Source organism: Microbacterium sp. UNCCL10 (assembly GCF_000746195.1).
GTDB classification, from domain to species: domain Bacteria; phylum Actinomycetota; class Actinomycetes; order Actinomycetales; family Microbacteriaceae; genus Microbacterium; species Microbacterium saccharophilum.
On sequence record NZ_KN050821.1, the window covers coordinates 48,705 to 68,084 of the forward strand.

Annotated in this window: 17 protein-coding genes; 9 read left to right on the top strand and 8 right to left on the bottom strand. The window is 71.1% G+C overall.

What is annotated here, in order from left to right; genetic code table 11:
- The first annotated feature begins 158 nt into the window (after nt 1–158).
- Nucleotides 159–2,003: an asparagine synthase (glutamine-hydrolyzing) gene (asnB, locus tag BR85_RS14345; protein ID WP_051526439.1), complete on the top strand. Its 1,845-nt coding sequence runs from the start codon at nt 159–161 to the stop codon at nt 2,001–2,003.
- Here asnB and BR85_RS14350 read toward each other — a convergent pair.
- Together BR85_RS14350 and BR85_RS14355 are read right to left on the bottom strand one after the other, a co-directional pair.
- Entirely contained in the window at nt 1,995–2,831 is an 837-nt protein-coding gene (locus tag BR85_RS14350) for a glycosyltransferase family 2 protein (RefSeq protein ID WP_028497260.1), read from the bottom strand. The two genes, asnB and BR85_RS14350, sit on opposite strands and share 9 nt — an antisense overlap.
- The gene (locus BR85_RS14355; protein ID WP_051526425.1) at nt 2,828–3,721 is read right to left on the bottom strand and encodes a glycosyltransferase family 2 protein; all 894 of its coding nucleotides are present in this window, start codon (nt 3,719–3,721) and stop codon (nt 2,828–2,830) included. Before BR85_RS14355 ends, BR85_RS14350 begins: the two co-directional genes overlap by 4 nt.
- 125 nt (nt 3,722–3,846) lie before the next feature.
- Here BR85_RS14355 and BR85_RS14360 point away from each other — a divergent pair, with 125 nt between their 5' ends.
- The 3 genes from BR85_RS14360 to BR85_RS14370 are packed head-to-tail and all read left to right on the top strand — an operon-like array spanning nt 3,847 to nt 6,767.
- Nucleotides 3,847–4,548, top strand: a complete 702-nt coding sequence (locus BR85_RS14360) for a hypothetical protein (RefSeq protein ID WP_147049627.1) — start codon at nt 3,847–3,849, stop codon at nt 4,546–4,548.
- Entirely contained in the window at nt 4,545–5,375 is an 831-nt protein-coding gene (locus BR85_RS14365) for a hypothetical protein (RefSeq protein WP_028497262.1), read from the top strand. Before BR85_RS14360 ends, BR85_RS14365 begins: the two co-directional genes overlap by 4 nt.
- A gap of 9 nt (nt 5,376–5,384) precedes the next feature.
- On the top strand, nt 5,385–6,767 hold the full coding sequence (locus tag BR85_RS14370) for an O-antigen ligase family protein (RefSeq protein WP_051526426.1): 1,383 nt from the start codon (nt 5,385–5,387) through the stop codon (nt 6,765–6,767).
- Here the strand turns inward: BR85_RS14370 and BR85_RS14375 are convergent.
- Complete coding sequence (locus BR85_RS14375; RefSeq protein ID WP_028497263.1) at nt 6,764–7,735, bottom strand: nodulation protein NodZ; 972 nt, start codon at nt 7,733–7,735, stop codon at nt 6,764–6,766. The genes BR85_RS14370 and BR85_RS14375 overlap by 4 nt on opposite strands.
- 240 nt (nt 7,736–7,975) lie before the next feature.
- Between BR85_RS14375 and BR85_RS15025 the strand changes: the two genes are divergently transcribed.
- Nucleotides 7,976–8,419, top strand: a complete 444-nt coding sequence (locus BR85_RS15025; protein ID WP_051526427.1) for a VanZ family protein — start codon at nt 7,976–7,978, stop codon at nt 8,417–8,419.
- Nucleotide 8,420: 1 nt separating this feature from the next.
- On the opposite strand, the gene BR85_RS14385 is transcribed toward BR85_RS15025, so the two are convergent.
- The 5 genes from BR85_RS14385 to BR85_RS14405 form a co-directional block, all read right to left on the bottom strand.
- Nucleotides 8,421–9,437 carry a TolB-like translocation protein gene (locus BR85_RS14385; protein ID WP_028497264.1) on the bottom strand — a complete coding sequence of 339 codons (1,017 nt, stop codon included), beginning with the start codon at nt 9,435–9,437 and terminating at the stop codon, nt 8,421–8,423.
- The gene (locus BR85_RS14390) at nt 9,434–10,726 is read right to left on the bottom strand and encodes an MFS transporter (RefSeq protein WP_028497265.1); all 1,293 of its coding nucleotides are present in this window, start codon (nt 10,724–10,726) and stop codon (nt 9,434–9,436) included. The genes BR85_RS14385 and BR85_RS14390 overlap by 4 nt, the downstream gene beginning before the upstream one ends.
- A 4-nt stretch (nt 10,727–10,730) precedes the next feature.
- Nucleotides 10,731–11,315: a flagellar basal body-associated FliL family protein gene (locus BR85_RS14395; protein ID WP_156106818.1), complete on the bottom strand. Its 585-nt coding sequence runs from the start codon at nt 11,313–11,315 to the stop codon at nt 10,731–10,733.
- A gap of 467 nt (nt 11,316–11,782) precedes the next feature.
- A complete protein-coding gene (locus BR85_RS14400; RefSeq protein WP_231478750.1) occupies nt 11,783–13,249 on the bottom strand; it encodes a glycosyltransferase family 4 protein in 1,467 nt (488 codons plus the stop codon).
- The gene (locus BR85_RS14405; RefSeq protein WP_231478751.1) at nt 13,249–14,748 is read right to left on the bottom strand and encodes a sugar transferase; all 1,500 of its coding nucleotides are present in this window, start codon (nt 14,746–14,748) and stop codon (nt 13,249–13,251) included. The genes BR85_RS14400 and BR85_RS14405 overlap by 1 nt, the downstream gene beginning before the upstream one ends.
- A 560-nt stretch (nt 14,749–15,308) precedes the next feature.
- Here BR85_RS14405 and glmS point away from each other — a divergent pair.
- The 4 genes from glmS to tsaE all read left to right on the top strand — a co-directional run bounded on the left by glmS (nt 15,309) and on the right by tsaE (nt 19,344).
- A complete protein-coding gene (gene glmS, locus BR85_RS14410; protein WP_028497268.1) occupies nt 15,309–17,159 on the top strand; it encodes a glutamine--fructose-6-phosphate transaminase (isomerizing) in 1,851 nt (616 codons plus the stop codon).
- Between the two features lie 183 nt (nt 17,160–17,342).
- On the top strand, nt 17,343–17,726 hold the full coding sequence (locus tag BR85_RS14415; protein WP_028497269.1) for a holo-ACP synthase: 384 nt from the start codon (nt 17,343–17,345) through the stop codon (nt 17,724–17,726).
- A complete protein-coding gene (gene alr / locus BR85_RS14420; RefSeq protein WP_028497270.1) occupies nt 17,723–18,847 on the top strand; it encodes an alanine racemase in 1,125 nt (374 codons plus the stop codon). Before BR85_RS14415 ends, alr begins: the two co-directional genes overlap by 4 nt.
- A gap of 50 nt (nt 18,848–18,897) precedes the next feature.
- Nucleotides 18,898–19,344 (top strand): tRNA (adenosine(37)-N6)-threonylcarbamoyltransferase complex ATPase subunit type 1 TsaE, encoded by a 447-nt coding sequence (tsaE, locus tag BR85_RS14425; protein WP_166657816.1) that lies wholly within the window; start codon nt 18,898–18,900, stop codon nt 19,342–19,344.
- The last annotated feature ends 36 nt before the right edge of the window (nt 19,345–19,380 follow it).

Here is a 19,380-nt window from a genome sequence, read left to right on the forward strand (position 1 = left end):
GGGGGGGGGATATCAGTATGCTAACGACGCTTGACATCGGCTCAGGGGCACATTATTGGACTCTCATCCCCGGCTGGCCGGCGCCCGCGGGCCCGCAGATTCCCTCTCATTCCGGGGCCCTCGGCCGATAGCATCAGCGTGTGTGCGGAATCGTGGGCATGACCAGATTCGATGGAACCGCCGTCTCGCGCGACGTGCTGGCGGCGATGACGACCACGCTGCGCCACCGGGGTCCGGATGACGAAGGCACCTGGTTCGGCGGCGACATCGCCTTCGGCCACCGCCGGCTCTCCATCATCGACGTCGCCGGCTCGCATCAGCCGATGCAGAGCGTCGACGACCGCTGGGTGATCGCATTCAACGGGGAGATCTTCAACTATCGCGAGCTGCGGGCACATCTGGACTATCCCTTCCACACAGATGGAGATACGGAGACGATCCTGGCGGGTCTCACGGTGCACGGGATCGCCTTCGTCTCCCAGCTGGTCGGCCAGTTCGCGTTCGCCGCCTTCGACCGGCGAGACGGCACCCTGCACCTCGTTCGCGACCGCCTCGGCGTTCTGCCGCTGTACTACTGGCGTGCCGGCGCCGAGCTGCTCTTCGCGTCCGAGATCAAGGCCATCCTGGCAGGGACGCCGCACCGGCCGTCGGTCGATCATCAGAGCCTGGACGCGTACCTCTACGGCCGATCGGTCCCCGCACCGTTCACCCTCTTCGAGGGGGTCCGAAAGCTCGAGGCCGGACACCGGGTCGAGATCGATCGGAGCGGGGCCGAGCGGTCCGTCCGCTACTGGACGCCACCGGACGAGCAACCCTGGGAAGGCGGTGCGCCGGCTGCGGTCGACGCCGTCGATGCGGCGGTGACCGAAGCCGTCCGCTCCGCACTCGTCGCGGACGTCCCGGTCGGGGCCTATCTGAGCGGCGGTGTGGACAGCAGTCTCATCGTGGCGAAGGCCTCCGCCCTTCACACGGGAGGGCCCCTGAAGACCTTCTCCGCAGGATTCGGCGACCCGCGGCATGACGAACTGCCGTGGGCGCGCATGATGAGCGAGCACGTGGGCTCCGATCATCACGAGATCCGTGTGGATGCGGCCGACTTCGAGGCGCTCTGGCCGATGCTGACCTGGCACCGTGACGCACCCATGTCGGAACCGGCGGATTTCGCGGTCTACCGACTCGCGCAGGCCGCGCGCGAGCATGTCACGGTCGTGCTCTCCGGCGAGGGGGGAGACGAACTCTTCGCCGGCTACCCCAAATACAAGGTGGCCAGGGCGATGGCCGCGGCGTCGATCCTTCCGGGCCGGTTCCGGCAGGGCGTCGGTGAACGCCTCGACGCGCATCTGCCGTCCAGCCTGGCCCGCCTCCGGATCGCCATGCGGGCATGGGCCGCCCCGAATCGCGAGGACCAGTACCGCACGTGGTTCGCGCCGTTCTCGGCGCGTGAGCGCCGCGAGCTGCTCGCCGGCCTGCCCAGCCGGACGACCTCCACCGAGGTGGGCGCACGCGATGACGCGATCCGCGCCATGCTCCTCGCGGACCTCCGGAGCTGGCTGCCCGACAACCTCCTGGAACGCGGCGACCGGATGTCGATGGCCGCCTCGCTCGAGCTGCGTCCGCCGTTGCTGGACCATCGCCTGGCCGAACTGGCGTTCCGGCTTCCCTCCAACGTCAAGGTGCGCTCCGGCCAGACGAAGTGGGTGCTGAAGGAAGTCGCCCGCCGCCATGTCCCCGCCCAGATCGTGGATCGGCCGAAGGTCGGCTTCCGGGTGCCGCTGGATGCCTGGTTCCGCACCTCGCTCCGCGACACCGTGCGTGATCGCCTCACCGGCTCGGGGTCCTTCGTCGCCCAGACATTCGACAAGGGCGCGATCGAGCGGATGCTGGATCGGCACTCCAGCGGCCGGTTCAACGAGGAGATCCGGATCTGGACCCTCATGTCCCTCGAGGTGTGGCACGAGACGTTCTTCAGCGCGGTCCCCGAGGGGGCATGCGAGTCAGCCTGACTCCCGTGAGCTGTCGTCCCGTTCCCAGCGCACCCCGCGGCGTCCCAGACGTGCGCGGGCACGCGCCAGCGCGATGAGGGAGACGTAGACGACGGCATCGGCGAGTCGCCGGGGCTTGCGGGCGAGCATCGCCCCGAGATCACGCAGTTGGGCGCGCTGACCGGGGTACCGGCCCTCGCCCCCGGCCGTGACCTCCGATTGCGTGCGGTAGGTGCGACGCAGGATGCGCAGGAGGTCGGCGGTGCGCCGGGGCGTTGTGACGATGAGTGGGTCCGTCGCGATGATCGACACTTCGGCCCGCGCGAACAGGCTGTCGATGAACAGGTCGTCCGAGACGACCTCCGGGAACTCGTCGAAGCGGGCCCGTCCCGCCTCGGAGAGCGCGTAGCACCCGGCTCCCCAGAGTGCGGTGGAGATCGACGGAAGGTCTTCTCGCACGCGATACCAGCTCCGGACCAGCCGCGAGGCGCGCGATGTGTCGAACGTGTGCGGCGGGCGGCCCGCGATCGCACCGCGGCGGAGCGCGTCGACGACGTCGCGAGCGGCCCGTGACGTCATCACGACGTCCGCGTCGAGGTAGATCCGCGGGCCAGGGCCGGCGAGCCCATCGCCCCGCCGAAGGGCGGCCGCCTTCGACGGGGCGTCGAGTTCGGCCACGACGACGCCGGGAAAGCTCCGGGCGATCTCCGCCGTGCGGTCGCTGCACCCGTTCGGGACGACGATCACAGCGAGATCTCCCTCGCGCGCGGCGCTGCCCACAGCATCCAGGGTCCGCCCGATCACCCGCTCTTCATTGTGCGCGGCGATGATGATCGTGCCGAGGGTCATCGTGGCCCGCCCGGCAGCTCTGCACGCGCTCGTGAGGAGAGCAGCGCACGGACGGCGGCCCGAGCTCCGGGACGGTGCGGGCGGATCGCATTGCGAAGGAGCAGGGCCGTACCGAAGGCGCCCGCGGCCCACGGCCCGTGCCACTTCTGGAAGTAGCGCAGCTTGTTGACCTCGAGCAGCGCATCCAGGTGGGGGGAGGTGCCGGATCCGCCACCCCGATGCTGGACGACGGAATCGGGAACGTAGGCGATGGAGCCGCCGCGCGAACGAATCCGGCGGCAGTAGTCCGTCTCCTCCGAGTAGAGGAAGAACCGGTCGGCGTCCCACGCCCCGACCGCCGCCACGACGTCCGCCCGCACAGCGAGCGTCGCCCCGGTGGCCCACTCGATCGCATGCTCGCTGCGGTACGCACGGTCGCGCCGAACGGTTTCGGCGAGCAGCTGCGGCCGACGTGCCCACGCATCTCCGAAGACCGCCTCGCCGAAGGCCGACAGCACCGTCGGCTCGCGGCGGAGCGAATCCTGCCGGACGCCGGTGGCATCGAGGATCCGGGGCACCGCCGCATCCGAGCCGCCATCGACGGCAGCCACGAGCGCGGTGAGCGCCCCGGTGCGCAGCACGAGGTCGGGATTGAGGAAGACGGTCACCCGCGCCTCGGGGGCCATCGTCAGGCCGAGGTTCAGCCCGCCGGAGTAGCCGAGGTTCGCTCCGGCCTCCACCACCGTGACCCGGTCGTCCTCCGACAGATGGGCGAGGGACTCATCGGTCGTGTTGTTGACCACCGTCGCGTGCCAGGACAGCGCTCCGGCCGCGTCGTCAATCGACCTGATCAGCGGCGGCAGATCCCGACCGCTGTAATAGGACACGATGACGATCGAAACGTCGAGCACAACGACTCCCCCCAGCCGCGCGTCGCATGGCGCAACCCGCCCTCAGATACCGTACCGGCGCACCCACGGAGGCGCATAGAGACGCGACGCTACACTGGCGAGGGGCGTTGTGGGGAGGGGTACGGGTGACCGTTCGTGACATGATCGCGGCGATCGGCAGGCGCTGGTACGTCGTGCTGGTCGTGATCGTGTGCGCGGGCGCCCTCACCCTCGTCTTCGCCGAAGACGGCGGGACGTACTGGACCCGCACCGCCGTGTCGTTCACCCTCCCTCAGCGGTCCACGCTCGACGCGGAGAGCGGGCTCCAGGATGCCAGCCTCATCGCCTTCGCGGGTACCGTCGCGACCGAGATCAACGAGGGCGAACGGCCGCCCCGCTACTCGACCCTCGACGCGCCGTACTACGGTGCGGGCGTCCGTGAAGGGGTGCTCGTCGCACTGCGGGACGTCGGCAACCAGTGGGGGTCGGTGTTCCCGACCGCGACCCTTGAGATACAGATCGTCGGCCGGACGCACGAATGGGTGCAGGAGCGGCAGGACGCGATCCTCTCCGATGTCCTCGAGGCGGCCAGACTGCAGCAGGAGATCGCCGGGACCACCGCGGCGGACCGGATCGAGGTGAAGGTCGAGCCGCTCAGCACGGAGATCGCTTTCGTCGCGGCGTCGCGGACGAGCCAGATCGCCGCCGTCCTGGCTATGTCGCTGGCCGCCCTGCTCGTCAGCGGCGGCGCGGCCGTCACCGTCGACCGCCTCGTCGCCGCGTACCGTGCACGCTCCGCACGGCCGATGCCGATTCTCGTCCCACGCTCGGAAGGCCTCACCGAATGAACGTCGCCGACACTCTTCGTGCACTGATCCGACGCTGGTACATCGTCATCCCGGGGCTGCTGCTGGCCGTGGCCGTGGCCGTGGGGGCGTGGGTGGCGGTCAAGCCGGCCTACGAACGCTCGGCGACCCAGCTGCTGCTCCCCGGCGAGGGGGTCATGCCCGAGGGTGCGACGAATCCCTTCCTCTTCCTGGGCGGACTGAGCCAGGCCACGGACGTCCTCGTCCGCACGCTGTCCTCCGGTGAAACCGTGGAAGAGGTGGTGGGTCGCTACCCGGGCACCGAGGTGGAGGTCCGACGCGACCCGACGACGTCGGGGCCCGTGGTCTGGACGACGGTGACGGCGCAGAGCGACGCGGATGCGGCCGGTGCGCTCGAAGCGATGCTCGCGCAGGCGGAGTCCGCTCTGGAGCGGCTGCAGACCGAGCAGAACGTCCTTGCTCGTGATGAGATCACGATCACGACCCTCACGCAGGACACCGAGAGCACACCCCAGCAGCGCACGCGCATGGTGCTGGCCGCCGGCGCCGGTGCCGCCGCGGTGGCCGTGACGCTGGTGGTGGCGAGCCTCGTCGACGGGCTCGCCCGCAGACGAGGCGGGCGCGGTGGGAATCGACGCAAGATGTCCGCACACGAGGCGTCGGATGCCGAAGCGGGCTCCGCCTCCGAACAGGACGAGGCCCCGGAGGCCGATCTCACCGAGCCCACGGACCCCGCCGATCCCGCCGAGCCCACGGACCCCGCCGATCCCGCCGATCCCGGCGGGGCGAGCCGTCCGCGCGCCGCGTCGGATGATCAGACACGGGCGCCGTCCGCCGTCGACGTCTGAATCCGGGCCATGTCGCTCACCGATCGCGAGTCACAGCCGGTACCGGCACGACGTCACCGGACCGCCGGCGGCGGGCGCGCGCTCACCGCCGGAACCATGCTCGCGGTCTACCTGGTGCTGCTGGTGGCCATCCCCTCGAACCTCACCATCGCGGCGCTCGGCGGGTTCGGCAGACCGTCGGTGCTGTGGGGGCTGCTGCTGCTGTTCTGGTGGCTCCTCACCCGTCTGCAGATGCGCGCCGTCGACGCGGTTCCGGTGACCCAGCCGGTTCGGATCGCTCTCATCGCCCTCGTCGTCATCGTGCTCGTCTGCTTCGCCTCGCTGATGCTGCGCGGGCAACCGGCGGATCAGATCAGCCCGGCGATCACGGCTCTCCTGCGGCTCGCGTCCTGGTCCGGCGTCCTCCTCGTGGCGATGGACGGCATCCGCACCCACGACGACGCCGCGAGGATCGTCCGTGCCCTCGCGATCGCCGGTGGCGGTGTCGCCGCGCTCGGGCTGGCGCAGTTCATCACCGGACAGAGCCTGCTCGACTGGGTGTCGAGCATTCCCGGCATCTCGGTGGATGGAGCCAGCGTCGCCACGCGCAGCGCCTTCACCCGCGCATCCGCCACCGCAGCGCATCCGCTCGAGTATGGCACCGCCCTGGTGGGCCTGCTGCCGATCGCGATCGGGACGGCGGTGGCCCGCGGGTTCCCGGAACGCCGCCAGACGCGGCCATGGATCTGGTGGACCATTGTCGGGCTGATCATGGCCGCGGCGCTGCTCTCCGTCTCGCGCTCGGCCATCCTCGGCTTGGCCGTCGCCCTCGTGGCCTCCCTGCCGGCCATTCCCCAGGCGTACCGATGGCTGATCGGCGTGGGCGGGGCGATCGTCGCGGCCGTGGTGATCGTCGTCGTACCGGGCATGCTGGGGACGGTCGTCTCGCTGTTCGCCGGCGCATCCGACGACCCCAGCACGCAGTCTCGTTCGGATGCCGTGGCCCGGGTGCCGGAGTTCATCGCCACCTCCCCGTGGATCGGCCAGGGCTTCGGCACCTTCCTGCCCCGGTATTACATCTTCGACAACCAGTGGGTGCTGCTCACGGTCGAGATCGGCATCCTCGGAGTGCTCGCGTTCGCCGCCGTCGTGGCATCCGCGTTCGGCAGCGCGGCGTGGGCAGCGCGCGTCTCCCCGTTCGAGGACACGAAGGCCATGGGGCGTTCGCTCGCCGCGTCGGTGCTCACGATCGCGGTCCTGTTCGTCTTCTTCGACGGACTGTCGTTCCCGATCTCGGGCGGGCTGCTGTTCCTCATCGTCGGTCTCACGGCGGCCATGCGCACGATCGCGGCGGCGGACATCGGCATCCGCGCCTCTGCCGAGCGCCTCTCGACGTTCGCCGAGTCCGACTAGGCCCAGGTCTGGACCCAGCGCTTCAGCACGACGCGGACGTTCCGCCGGTCGATGTCGCGCTGGCGTGATGTCGGGATGCCTCCGATCAGCGCGGCCGCCACCGAGAACGTGGAGTGACGGGAGTGCACGAGCCAATCGCACGAGGCGAGCGCCCACATGTCGATGAGGGCGTTCTCGGCCTCGCGGAGCGGATCATCCAGCTCGACGTGCTCGTGAAGGGAGTTGTCGTCGTCCCCGAGCACTTTGTCGATGACGAAGACGTCACGGAAACGGGCTCGGAACTGCTCCTGGACGCCCTCGTTGTCGGTGGCGAGGAAGATCTGCGCGGACGGCACCCTCGCCTGGACCCGCTGAACCTCCTGCATGATCCGGTCGAGGGAGACCTTGCGATCGGTGTACCGGATGTGCACGCCGATGATCGGGCGGGCGCGATCGGCGAAGAGGGCATCGACTTCCGCGCGGACCCGGGCGTTCGGCCGGAAGTACTCGCGCAACGCCCACCGCGTCAACGCGTCCCGGGACATGCCCCGAAACGGGCTCACCTTCGCCGCGGCGCGCCGGATGCGGGCCATCTTCGGCAGGTACGACCAGAACACGGCGAGCGGCTCCCGCACGTCGGGGTGCGCCAGGTCGATCGAGAGCTTCCGATAGATGAACGGGTTGCTGTGGTCGTTCGGAAAGAGGTCGGAGATGAGGTGGGTGGGGTGCTCGCTCAACCGGCCGCGCCACAGGGCGGGTGTCACATCGCTGCGCGCATCGAAGTCGGCCGCCCGGTGGGGCGTCGGGCTTTCGAAGAGGAGGGGATAGGCATCCTCGCCGTGCGGCAGGTACTCCCCGTCCCGCCAGTCCACGACCGCGGTCCGCCCGGTCAGCCGGGCGATGACGACCCCGGTCGCGGCGGAGAGGATGCGGTTGCCGAATCCGCCCTTCGCCTTGATCAGCAGGAAGCGATCGGGCGCCGCAGTCATGCGTCCCCCCGCAGCCCTGCGGCTCCCGCCCGGCCGGTGCTCCTCAACACAGATCTGCTCCGTCTCATGGCGTGCCCCTCGTCCCCCGTGTTCCCCAGCGTTCCGCGCCCGAACGGCAGCACGCGGAACCCGGACGTCACTCTATCGTCGGGGGTCTGCGCCGGGCCACTATCATGAGGCGCACCGCACCGACGGTGCGGCGATCGGGGTGCGGGGGTGGGCGTGCGTACGAACCGGCCGATGGCGGACCGCACCGGACGCTCCTGGGTCATCGGCGGCCTCATCGTGTACGGCCTCGCGGTGGGGATCGTGCTGCTGCTGCCCGTCACATACAGCGGGATCGTCAACGCGATCGGCGGATGGCTCCGCACGGGCCTCGGGCTCTCGTTCTTCGGCTTCGGCTGGGTCGAGTTCTGCGCCAATGTCCTGATGTTCCTGCCGCTCGGGTTCCTGCTGACACTGCTGCTCAAGCGGCGGCGGTACGGAGTGGGGCTGGCACTGCTCATCTCGGTGGGCGCCGAAGTGGCGCAGATCGTCATCCCCTCACGGCAGCCGAGTCTTCGTGACATCCTCGCGAATGCGATCGGTGCGGCGGTCGGTGCCCTGCTCGCCTGGCTCCTCGTCGTGCGTCGGCGGCGGCGGGCCGCGAAGGACCACCCGGTGTCGCGGGAGCACACGGCGTGATTCACTCCCGCACGACCGACGGCGACCAGGCGTGCTCGAGGAACACCGACGGCTCGCCCGACCCGTCCGCCGCGAGCGCCCACACATCGGTGTCTCCGGCGACCCCCTGCCGCGGCATCCCGTAGAGAATGGTGTCGTCGCCGAGCCACTCGATCTGGTCGTCGATGCTGCGCGATTCGGGCAGCAGGGTGACCTCGCCCGAGCCGATGTCGTAGATCGCCGGGGTCCAGTGCACGGTCGGCCCGGAACCGGCCGTCACCCGTTTGAACGCGATGCGAGTCCCGTCCGGCGACAGCGACGGGCACTCGACGTTCTCGTCGAGCACCTGCATCGAGCGCCCCGAGATCGACCCTCGCACGAGGTGGGTCGTCCCGTCCCTCGTCAGCCCCACGGTCGCGTAGAAGGTGTCGTCGTCGGCGAAGGTCACCCCCCAGAAGTTGCGGTCCACGGGCGCGGTCGGCGCGCCGTCCACGAGGAGCGTCCACTCCTCCAGGTTGTCGAGGCCCTCCCCGTCGGGCGTGTGGATGGTCGTCTCGGTGGAGAAGCCGATCGTCGCGTAGGTGTGGCCGGTCACGAACGCCGTCGTGGAGATGAGCGAGCCGTCGCCGGCGATGCGGGTGCGACTCGGGATGCCGGACAGCGGCCACTGCGCGATCTCCGCGCCGTCGCCCGTGTACAGCGTCGCGGTGTAGGAGGGGGCGATCCCGCGCACGCTGCGCAGGCACGACACCAGGTCCGCCGTCGCGTCCACCCGGTCGCAGGCGATGGCGCTGATCGTGCGGGCGCCGCTCGGGTCGCCGAGCGGGACGGAGGCCACATGGCCGTAGCCCGCGCCGGATGCCGTGTTGCGGAACACGACGCGGTCGCCGGTCGGGACGACTTCGGAGGTGTCGACCGCGCTCGGCGCCGCCTGGCGCTGCTGATACTGGGCCCACGCGACCGCGCCGACGACGGCCGTGGCGCCGAGCGCGAGCGCGGAGAGGACCGCGATGAGGATCCATCGCGCGCGGAGCGTCATCCGGCCGCCTGTCCGGAGCGGGACTCGGCGCGCAGGAGCGGCCGCAGCAGGATCGCCACGAGCGGGATCGCGACCGCGAGCACGACGGCGGCGATGATCATGGCGGGCTCCCTCCCGGCTGCGTACCAGAGCAGCCCGAACCCCGCCGCGGACGCGAAGCGGGTGACGGCGACCACCGTCTGCGCCGACGCGATGGCCGTGCCGCGCGTCTCGGGTGTGGCGAGCTGCGCCGTGAGCGCCGCCAGCACCCCGTCGGTCGCGGCGTAGAACGCGCCGAGGAACACCAGGCACAGCAGCGTGGCCGCGAGGTCGGCCATCGGCAGCACCGCGACCACGTACGCGGCGAGCAGTCCGGCATGGCCCCACACGAAGACCCGCGCCCGCCCGACCCGGTCGGCCAGCCGCCCCAGCGGAACCGCGAAGGCCAGGAACGCCAGGTTCGTGCCCACGTAGAGCAGCGGGAACCACTGCGCGGCGAAGTCGCTGCGCGCCTGCAGCACCAGGTAGACGAAGCCGTCACCGATCGTGACGAGGCCGAGGACGCCCGCCGCAGCCAGCACCCGGCGCATCCGCCCGCGCACCACGCTGCGCCAGTCGACCCGCCGCCGCGGCTCCCCGGCATCCGCCTGCGCCCGGCGGGTGCGCACGTTCGGCACGATCAGCCCGAGGACGAGGACGCCGATCGTCGCGAAGGCCAGCGACGCGATGAAGACGATGTGGAACCCGTCCGGCACGATCAGCAGGATCAGGAACGCGAGGAGGGGTCCGACTGCCGCGCCGATGTTGTCGAGCATCCGGTGCACGCCGAACGACGCCGCGAGCCGCGCGGGATCGGAGGTCGCGGTGATCAGCGCATCCCGCGGCGCCGTGCGGATGCCCTTGCCGAGCCGGTCGGCCGTGATGACGGCGGTCAGGGCGGCGAAGCCGGTCCAGAACAGCAGGCCCACCCGGGCGACCGCGGCCAGTGCGTACCCCACGAAGGCGACCCACTTCGGCTGGTCGATCCGGTCGGAGGCATAGCCGCCGGCGATCCGCACGACGGCGCTCACCCCCTGATACATCCCGTCGAGCACGCCGAACGCGATCGTCGACAGCCCGAGGAACCCCGTTATATAGAGGGGCAGGATCGCCGACACCGACTCGGACGAGATGTCGGTCAGCATCGAGACGATCCCGAGGGTGATCACGGTCGACGAGACGGTGCGGATGCCGCGCGGCGGCCGGCCGGCCGGCCGGGGGTCCACGGAGTCGTCCTTGCTCACCGGCGAGTTCGTGAAGGAGATGTACACCCGGTCACTCCGTCCGCAGCGTCGCGTAGACGGTGTAGATCGTGCCGGTGCCGGACTCCGTGAAGGCGAGGGTGACCGTCGTGAAGGGATCGCTTGCCGAGACCGGCTCGCCGCCGGTCGGCGTCAAGCCCAGCGCGGACCAGGCGGCGCGGAAGCGGTCCGTCACGGTCGCCGGCGTCGCGTCGGTGCGTGCCTTGAGCGCCGCCTGCATCGTGCGGCCGTCCGAGGTCACCGAGCTCTCGAGCACCTCGTCGTCGCCCGCGGCGCTCGCGATCGACGAGGGGAAGCCGGCGACCAGCTCACCGGTCGCCGAGGCGTTCTCCGGGAGCGGCGCCGCGATGAGCGGCGTGGGCTGCGGGAGGGCGGGCAGCCGGTCCGACGGCGCCGTCCCCTCCTCCGGCGCCGGCACTTCGCTGCCGTCGACGGGGGTCGCCTCCGGCGACGGGCCCGCCAGCGGCGTACTGGCGCCGGTCGCGCGGGTGCCCGGCACCGGCGACTCGGAGGCGCCTGCCGGCACTCTCGGTGTCAGCAGCATCCAGGCGGCGATGCCCAGCCCGATGAGGACGATCACCGTGACGCCGATGATCACCCCGCGCATCGCAGCGGTCAGCCGGCCGTCGTCGGTACGCGTTCGCGTACGAGTTCGTGTCCCCATTGCACGTGTCCCCACACATCTGCGGTCCCGGACGATGCCGGGCCCTTGCCCTGACTCCCACACGATGCACGTCGTCGGTCACTCCCCAATGACGATCCGCAGGTGCGAGACTCTTGCCCCGACTTTACGCGGCGGCGCCGGGGTTGGGAAGTTTTCCGCGGACCATCGGCGTGCCCGCCCCGTGTGGGTGTGGGGCGGGCACGCCGGCCCGTGGACGGCTCATGCCTTTTGGGGGAGGAGCGCGACATCCCGCCGGTCGGGCGAACCGGGAGCCCGCGACCATAGGTCACGGCCGTTACGCAGACTCAGGCATGAGCCGCCACATCTGTTACGACCTGCACCGCGGGCGGCGGCGGGGGCAGGCCGGTTCCTCGAGCCGGGAGCCGAGGCGACGTTCCGCCTCATGCGGATGCCAGCGGTGTGCGATCTTCCACGGGCGCCGGGTCGATCATCTGACGGATCTCGCCCGTCGTGACCGTGAGCGACGTCGCACCGCGATCGAGGAGGTAGTGCTCCAGTGCGTCGTCGTCGCGCAGGTCGACGTACCGCCGGCCACGAGCGTCGAACTCCGGTGCCGAGCCGGTGACCGGCACCGCCGGGCAGTCCCGGTGATGACCGGTGAGGGCGTCGTAGACGTCGACGTACGCCTCGGCCTGCGGGCGCCAATCCAGCGTGCTCGCGACCCGCTCGCGCGCCGCGTGTCCCATCCGGCTGCGCAGGCCGGGGTCATCGATGAGCCGCTCGATGTGGTCGGCGAAGGCGGAGATGTCCCCCGACGGCGCGTACAGCACCGCATCCGCCCCCGAGACGCGCGTCTCGATCAGGTCGAAGGCGACGGAGGGAAGTGCGTAGGCCATGTACTCCATCGTCTTGTTCATCGTCGAGACGTCGTTGAGGGGCGTCTTCAGATCCGGGCAGACCCCGATGTCGCCGCGGCTGAGGTACTCCGCCATCTGCGCGCGATCGACGCGGCCCGTGAAGGTGACGTGGTCGTGCAGCCGCAAGGCGAGCGTCTCGGCCTTCAGCGCCTCGAGACAGTCGCCGAAGCCGAGCAGCGTCGCGGTGACGTTGCGGCGACCACGACGGTGCACCAGCTCGTCGACGACGTGCAGGAGCTGATCCACGCCGTCCTGCGGGCCCATGATGCCGACGTAGACGAGGTTGATGGTGCCGAGCGGGCGCGGGTTCTCGGGATGGATCGGGCGCATCTGCATCGTGTCGGGACCGCTGCGCACCACGGTGACCTCATCCGGCCTCCGGTCACCGCGTTCCACGGCCTTCGCCTTGTACGACTCGTTCGTCGAGATGACGTGCGCGGCGGTGCGGAACGACCGGCGCTCCAGCCACAGCAGCATCCGGTATTCGAGCTTCTTGAGGAATCCCTCCGGCTCGCCGAATCGCGAACGGAACAGCTCGGGGTTCAGGTCGTGGTGGTCGTAGACGAAGGAGACCCCCGCGACGCGCCACAGCAACGCGAGGAGCCAGAACGTGTCCGGCGGGTTGCAGGCCTGGATCACATCGAACCGGCCCGCGCGGCGCACCTTCAGCGAGAGCCACGCGGTGCGGATCCAGCTGTATGCGAACTCCCACGCGAACCCCAGGAGGCCTTCGGCCTCCGGTGCCGGAGCGTACTTGTAGATGTCGACGCCGTCGAGGCGCTCGAAGGCCGGGTCGCCCGGACCCTTCGGGCAGATGACGCTGACGCGGTATCCGCGCGTGATGAGCGCCTGGCACTCGAGCCACACGCGCCGGTCGAGCGGCACGGGCAGATTCTGCACGATGATCAGGATGTGCGGGCCCGGCGTGCCGGCGGCTGCGGTCATCGTGCGCCGCGGGGCGCGGCTGCGGTCCTGGGCGGTCCGGAACATCAGTACGCCCCCTTCGGACGGACCATCACCTGTGCGGTGCGGAGGATGATTCCCAGGTCGGTCGCCACCGACCAGTTCTCGACGTAGTGCAGATCCAGTCGCACGCTCTGCTCCCAGGACAGGTCGCTGCGGCCGCTGATCTGCCAGAGCCCGGTGATCCCCGGCTGGACGTACAGGCGACGCAGCACCTGCTCGTCGTAGTCGCGCACCTCGCTGGGCAGCGGCGGGCGCGGGCCCACGACGCTCATGTCGCCCCGCAGCACATTCCAGAACTGCGGCAGCTCGTCGAGCGAGAACCGCCGGAGCACCGCCCCCACCCGGGTCACGCGCGGGTCGTTCTTCATCTTGAACAGCGGACCGGCGCCCTCGTTCTGCGCCTCGAGTGCCGCCCGGTCCCGCTCCGCGGTCGTCGTCATCGTCCGGAACTTCAGGATGCTGAATTCGCGCCCGTCGCGCCCGATCCTCCGCTGCCTGAAGAACACGCCCCCCGGAGTGTCCATACGGATCAGCAGCGCGATGATCGGAGTGATCACCGCGATCGGAACGAGCGCGACGAGCGCGACGACCACGTCCAGCACGCGCTTGGCGCTCAGGGTGGACTGGTCGAACCTGGGGATGCTCACGTGCGTGAGGGCCAGCCCGTCGGTGCGCTCGAAGGCGATCCGGGAGCGGGCGACATCCGCCAGGCGGGTCGCGAGGATGAGATCGGTGGCGGCGCCCTCGAGGCTCCAGCTGAGCTTGCGCACGTAGTCGGGGTCGTCGGAGCCGCCGGCGACGATGACCGTCTCGATGCAGAGCTCACGAGCCCGCTCCGCGACGGTGTCGGGCGACCCGACGACGCGGTAGCCGGTGCCGTCGACGCGGATGGTGTCCTCCCCGCCGTTGACCGCGACGCCCACGACGTGGTGGGCGAACCGCGGGTCGGCCGTCAGGGAACGGACCACCTGCTCCACGCAGCCGCGGTCGCCGACGACGAGGGTCCGCGGCGCGAGGGCGTGCGTCGTGCGGTGGCTGGTGAGCCGGCTGCGCCGCCCCAGCCGCGTGCCGACCAGCACGGCGACGCCCACCGGCAGGGTGAGCGACAGGTGCGCCGGCAGCACCGTCCACCCGGCCGTGCCCTCGATGATCGCGAGCGCGGCGATCGCGATGGTCGCCGAGTGCAGGATCGGCAGGAGCTCGTAGCGCTCGCCGCTGCCGTGCCGGTGGGACGCGCCGCGCAGCAGCGCGAGCGAGGCCCCCCACGCGGTGGTCACGGCCGCGACCGTGACCACCGCGACGAGCAGGGGATCGGACACGCCGACCACCGAGGCCGCCTCCGTGGTGACCAGATGCACGGTGGCCGTCACGGCCGCGCAGACGGCGATGACGAGCGTGTCGAGCACGGTCGTGCCGGCCCGGTGCCGCCGCACCTGCGTGAGCCGCTTCTCGAGCACCGGCATGAGCCGCGGAGCCGCAGCGCCGCCGATGCTTCCATCCAGCTGCAGCGTCGCGGAGCTCATCGCGACGCCCCTGCGCTCGGCGATGCGTGACCCGGATCGACCACGGCGCGCGAGCGCGCAGCCGCAATGATGCGTCCCCCCATGAACGTTCCCCAATGTCCCCAAAATGGCGAGCCTGAACTCGCGTTCCCCCAAGCGGACGATGCCGCTCCCCAATGGGTCAGAGCCTCCAGCCCGATTCCCACATCGGACGGAGCGTTGTTCGGGAGCTCCGACCCCTCGGCGCTCCCGCCACCTCACGGCGGCTGACTTGGCATGAGTATTGCATAGGCCTCGGGGGAACGGAAGAGGTTGTCGCCCGTGTCCGGCGGGACCGCGGAAGAAGGCTGCGCGGCCCGGATGAGGGTAAAATCGACGGCATCCGCGCGTGAACCAACTGCCCCCCAACACAGCGGCGTATCGGAGCCCCGCCGTCCCCAACGGCCCTCCGATGGTGCGCGGACAGGGCCCTCTCGAGTCGACCGTCCCCAACGGTTCCTCTGGAGGGCCCGCCTCATCTTCCGGTCCGTCGCGTCCCGTGTGCGTCCAGCGATCCCCGGCGCCCGCTTACCATTGAGCCCATGTGTGGAATCGTCGGATACGTGGGCTCGCGCGACAGCCAGGCCATCCTCCTGTCCGGGCTCGCCCGCCTGGAATACCGCGGGTACGACTCCGCAGGCATCGCGGTGATCGACGGGGACGGCGACCTCGGCATGCGCAAGCGCGCCGGGAAGCTGCAGGTGCTGCGCGACGACCTGAATGCGCACCCGCTCGCCGACGGCACGACCGGCATCGGCCACACCCGGTGGGCGACGCACGGCGGCCCCACCGACGAGAACGCGCACCCGCACCTCGCGGACGACGACAAGCTCGCCGTCATCCACAACGGCATCATCGAGAACTTCGCAGAGCTCAAGAACGAGCTGCTGGCTGAGGGCTTCACCTTCCGCAGCGAGACCGACACCGAGGTGGCCGCCGTGCTCCTCGGCCGGGAGTACGAGGCGACGCACGACCTGGTGGGCGCCTTCCGCACGGTCGCCGCCCGCCTGGAGGGCGCGTTCACGCTGCTCGCGATGCACCGTGACGAGCCCGGCCTCGTCGTCGGCGCGCGCCGCAACTCCCCGCTCGTGATCGGGCTGGGGGAGGGCGAGAACTTCCTCGGCTCCGACGTCGCCGCCTTCGTCGAGCACACCCGCAACGCCCTCGCGATCGGGCAGGACGAGATCGTCGCGATCACGCCCGCCGGCGTCGAGGTCACCGACTTCGACGGCAACACCGTCGAGGTGGAGCCGTTCGAGGTCGTGTGGGACGCCGCGGCCGCCGAGAAGGGCGGCTGGTCGTCGTTCATGGCCAAGGAGGTCTCCGAGGAGCCCGAGGCCGTCGCCAAGACCGTCCTCGGTCGCATCCGCGACGGGGCGGTCGTCATCCCCGAGCTCGAAGCGCTCGACGACCTGTTCCGCGGCATCACCCGCGTCATCGTCATCGCGTGCGGCACGGCCGCATACGCCGGCATGGTCGGCAAGTACGCCCTCGAGCAGTGGACCCGCGTGCCGGTCGACGTCGAGCTCGCGCACGAGTTCCGCTACCGCGACCCGGTGATCGGCGCCGACACGCTCGTCGTCTCGATCTCGCAGTCCGGCGAGACCATGGACACCCTCATGGCGGTCAAGTACGCCCGCGAGCAGGGCGCCAAGACGCTCTCGATCTGCAACACGCAGGGCGCGACCATCCCGCGCGAGTCGGATGCCATCGTGTACACGCACGCCGGCCCCGAGGTCGCCGTGGCATCCACGAAGGCCTTCGTCGCCCAGATCACCGCGCTCTACCTGCTGGCGCTGCACGTCGGCCGCGTGCGCGGCGTGCTGTCGGCAGAGCAGTCGGCGGCCAACGTGCGGGAGCTGGAAGCCATTCCCGCCAAGATCTCGCGGGTGCTGGAGACCGAGCAGGCGCACATCGAGCAGTTCGCGCGCTGGATGGGCGACACGCAGTCCGTGCTGTTCCTGGGCCGCCACGTCGGGTACCCGATCGCGCTCGAGGGCGCGCTCAAGCTCAAGGAGATCTCCTACATCCACGCCGAGGGCTTCGCCGCCGGCGAGCTCAAGCACGGCCCCATCGCGCTCATCGAGCCGGGTCAGCCCGTGTTCGTCATCGTTCCGTCGCCGCGCGAGTCGGCGGAGCTGCACAAGAAGGTCGTCTCCAACATCCAGGAGATCCGCGCCCGCGGCGCGCGCGTCATCGCGGTCGCCGAAGAGGGCGACGCGGCCGTGCTGCCGTTCGCCGACGAGGTGCTGCGCATCCCGCTGGCCGGGGCTCTCTTCGAGCCGCTGCTGGCCGTCGTCCCGCTGCACATCTTCGCGATGGGCCTCGCGACGGCGAAGGGCCTCGACGTCGACCAGCCGCGCAACCTCGCGAAGTCCGTCACCGTCGAGTAGGCCCGGCACCTGCCCGGCTCAGGCGATGTGCCGGAGTCAGGCCGTTTCGCGTGGAATACGCCTGACTCGGGCGAATCGCCTGCGCCCGGCCGGCACCCGCGGGGCTCGCGGCGCCGGGCGCTCGCCGCTTTCGACGAAAGGTAGGCTGGCGGAGGCCGCGCTGCGGCGCGAGAGGAGGACGCCGTGATCATCGGAATCGGCGTCGACCTCGTCGACATCCCCCGCTTCGAGCGCTCGCTCGAGCGCACCCCGGCCCTCCTGCAGCGCCTCTTCTCCCCGAACGAGCGGAGCCTCAAGCCGCACTCGCTCGCGGCGCGCTACGCCGCGAAGGAAGCGCTCATCAAGGCGCTCGGCGGTTCGGACGGCGTGCACTGGACCGACATCGAGATCGCGTCCGAGCCCTCCGGCCGCCCGGTCTTCGCGCTGTCGGGCTCGACGGCATCCGCTGTCGCGGAGCGCGGGATCACCGCCGTGCACCTCTCCCTCTCACACGACGCGGGCCTGGCGGCCGCCTACGTCGTCGCGGAGCGCGTCGAGGGCGGCGCCGACACGAAGGGTGGACGATGAGCCGGATGCCGGACGGGATCATGCGCGAGGCGGTCATCGACGTCGGCGCGATCACCGCGAACGTGCGGCACCTGCGGCGGCTCACCGAGTCCGAGGTCATCGCCGTCGTCAAGGCCGACGGGTACGGGCACGGCGCGGTGCGCTCCGCGCTCGCCGCGCTGGAGGGCGGGGCGGCGCGACTCGGCGTCGCGGACGTCGGCGAGGCGCTCGCCCTGCGCCGGGCCGGCATCGACGCGCCGATCGTCGCGTGGCTGCACGCCCCCGGCGCCTCGTTCGCCGAGCCGGCCGCGCAGAACATCGAGCTCGGGATCTCGAGCCTCGACCAGCTCCAGGCGGCCGCCGCGGCGGCATCCCGCGATCGTCCCGTCGTCGTGCACCTCAAGGTGGAGACCGGGCTCGGCCGCAACGGGATCGCCGCGGCCGATTACGGCGTCGTGCTCGCCGAGGCTGCGCGGCTCGAACGGCTCGGCAAGATCCGCATCCTCGGCATCTTCAGCCACCTGTCCAACACGAGCGAGGCGGATGACCGCGTCGCGCTGTCGCGGTTCCAGGTGGCGCTGGCCGCCGCCGCCGCGCACGGCATCGCCCCGCCGCTGCGCCACATCGCCGCCTCGCACGCCGCGATCGCGCTCCCCGAGGCGCGGCTGGGCTGCGTGCGGCTCGGGATCTCGATGTACGGGCTCTCGCCGTTCGACGACCGGACGTCGGCCGACCTGGGGCTGCGGCCCGCCATGACCCTCCGCGGCGCCGTCGCCGCGGTGCGGCGCGTGCCCGCGGGCCAGGGGGTCTCCTACGGCTACGCGCACCGCACCGTCACCGAGTCGACCCTCGCCCTCGTGCCCCTCGGCTACGCCGACGGCGTGCCGCGCAGCGCCTCCGGCGCCGGCCCCGTCACGATCGGCGGCCGGCGCTTCTCCGTCGCCGGGCGCATCGCGATGGACCAGTTCGTGGTGGATGTCGGCGACGCCGACGTCTCGGTCGGCGACGAGGTCGTGCTGTTCGGCGACCCGACCCTCGGGGTGCCGTCGGCGTCGGAGTGGGGCGCGGCATCCGGCACGATCAACTACGAGATCGTGACGCGCATCGGCCCGCGCGTGCCGCGCCGGCAGGTGTCGCAGTGAGCGGTCTGGCATCCGTCGAGGGAACGCGCGAGATCTCCTCGCCCGCCGACATGGAGGCCTTCGGCCGTGCGATCGGCGCCGAGCTGCGGGCCGGCGACCTCGTCGTGCTCACCGGCCCGCTCGGGGCCGGCAAGACGACCCTGACCCGCGGGATCGCGGCCGGGCTCGGCGTGCGCGGCCCCGTCCAGAGCCCGACGTTCGTCATCGCCCGGACGCACCCGTCGCTCGTCGACGGTCCGCCGCTCGTGCACGTCGACGCGTACCGGCTCGGCTCCCCGGCGGAGCTCGACGATCTGGGCCTCGACTACGACAACTCCGTGACGATCGTCGAGTGGGGCCGGGGCATGGTCGAGGGGCTCGTCGACTCCTGGTGGGAGGTCGAGCTCGACCGCCAGTGGCACGGCCACGGCGTCGACAGCGCGTGCGGGACGACGGCGCACGACGCCGAGCTCGACGCCGACGCGCCCCGGCTCGTCACGGTGACCCGGCGACCCTGAGCCCCCGGTTCAGGGTCCCGTCAGCACGGGCAGGGC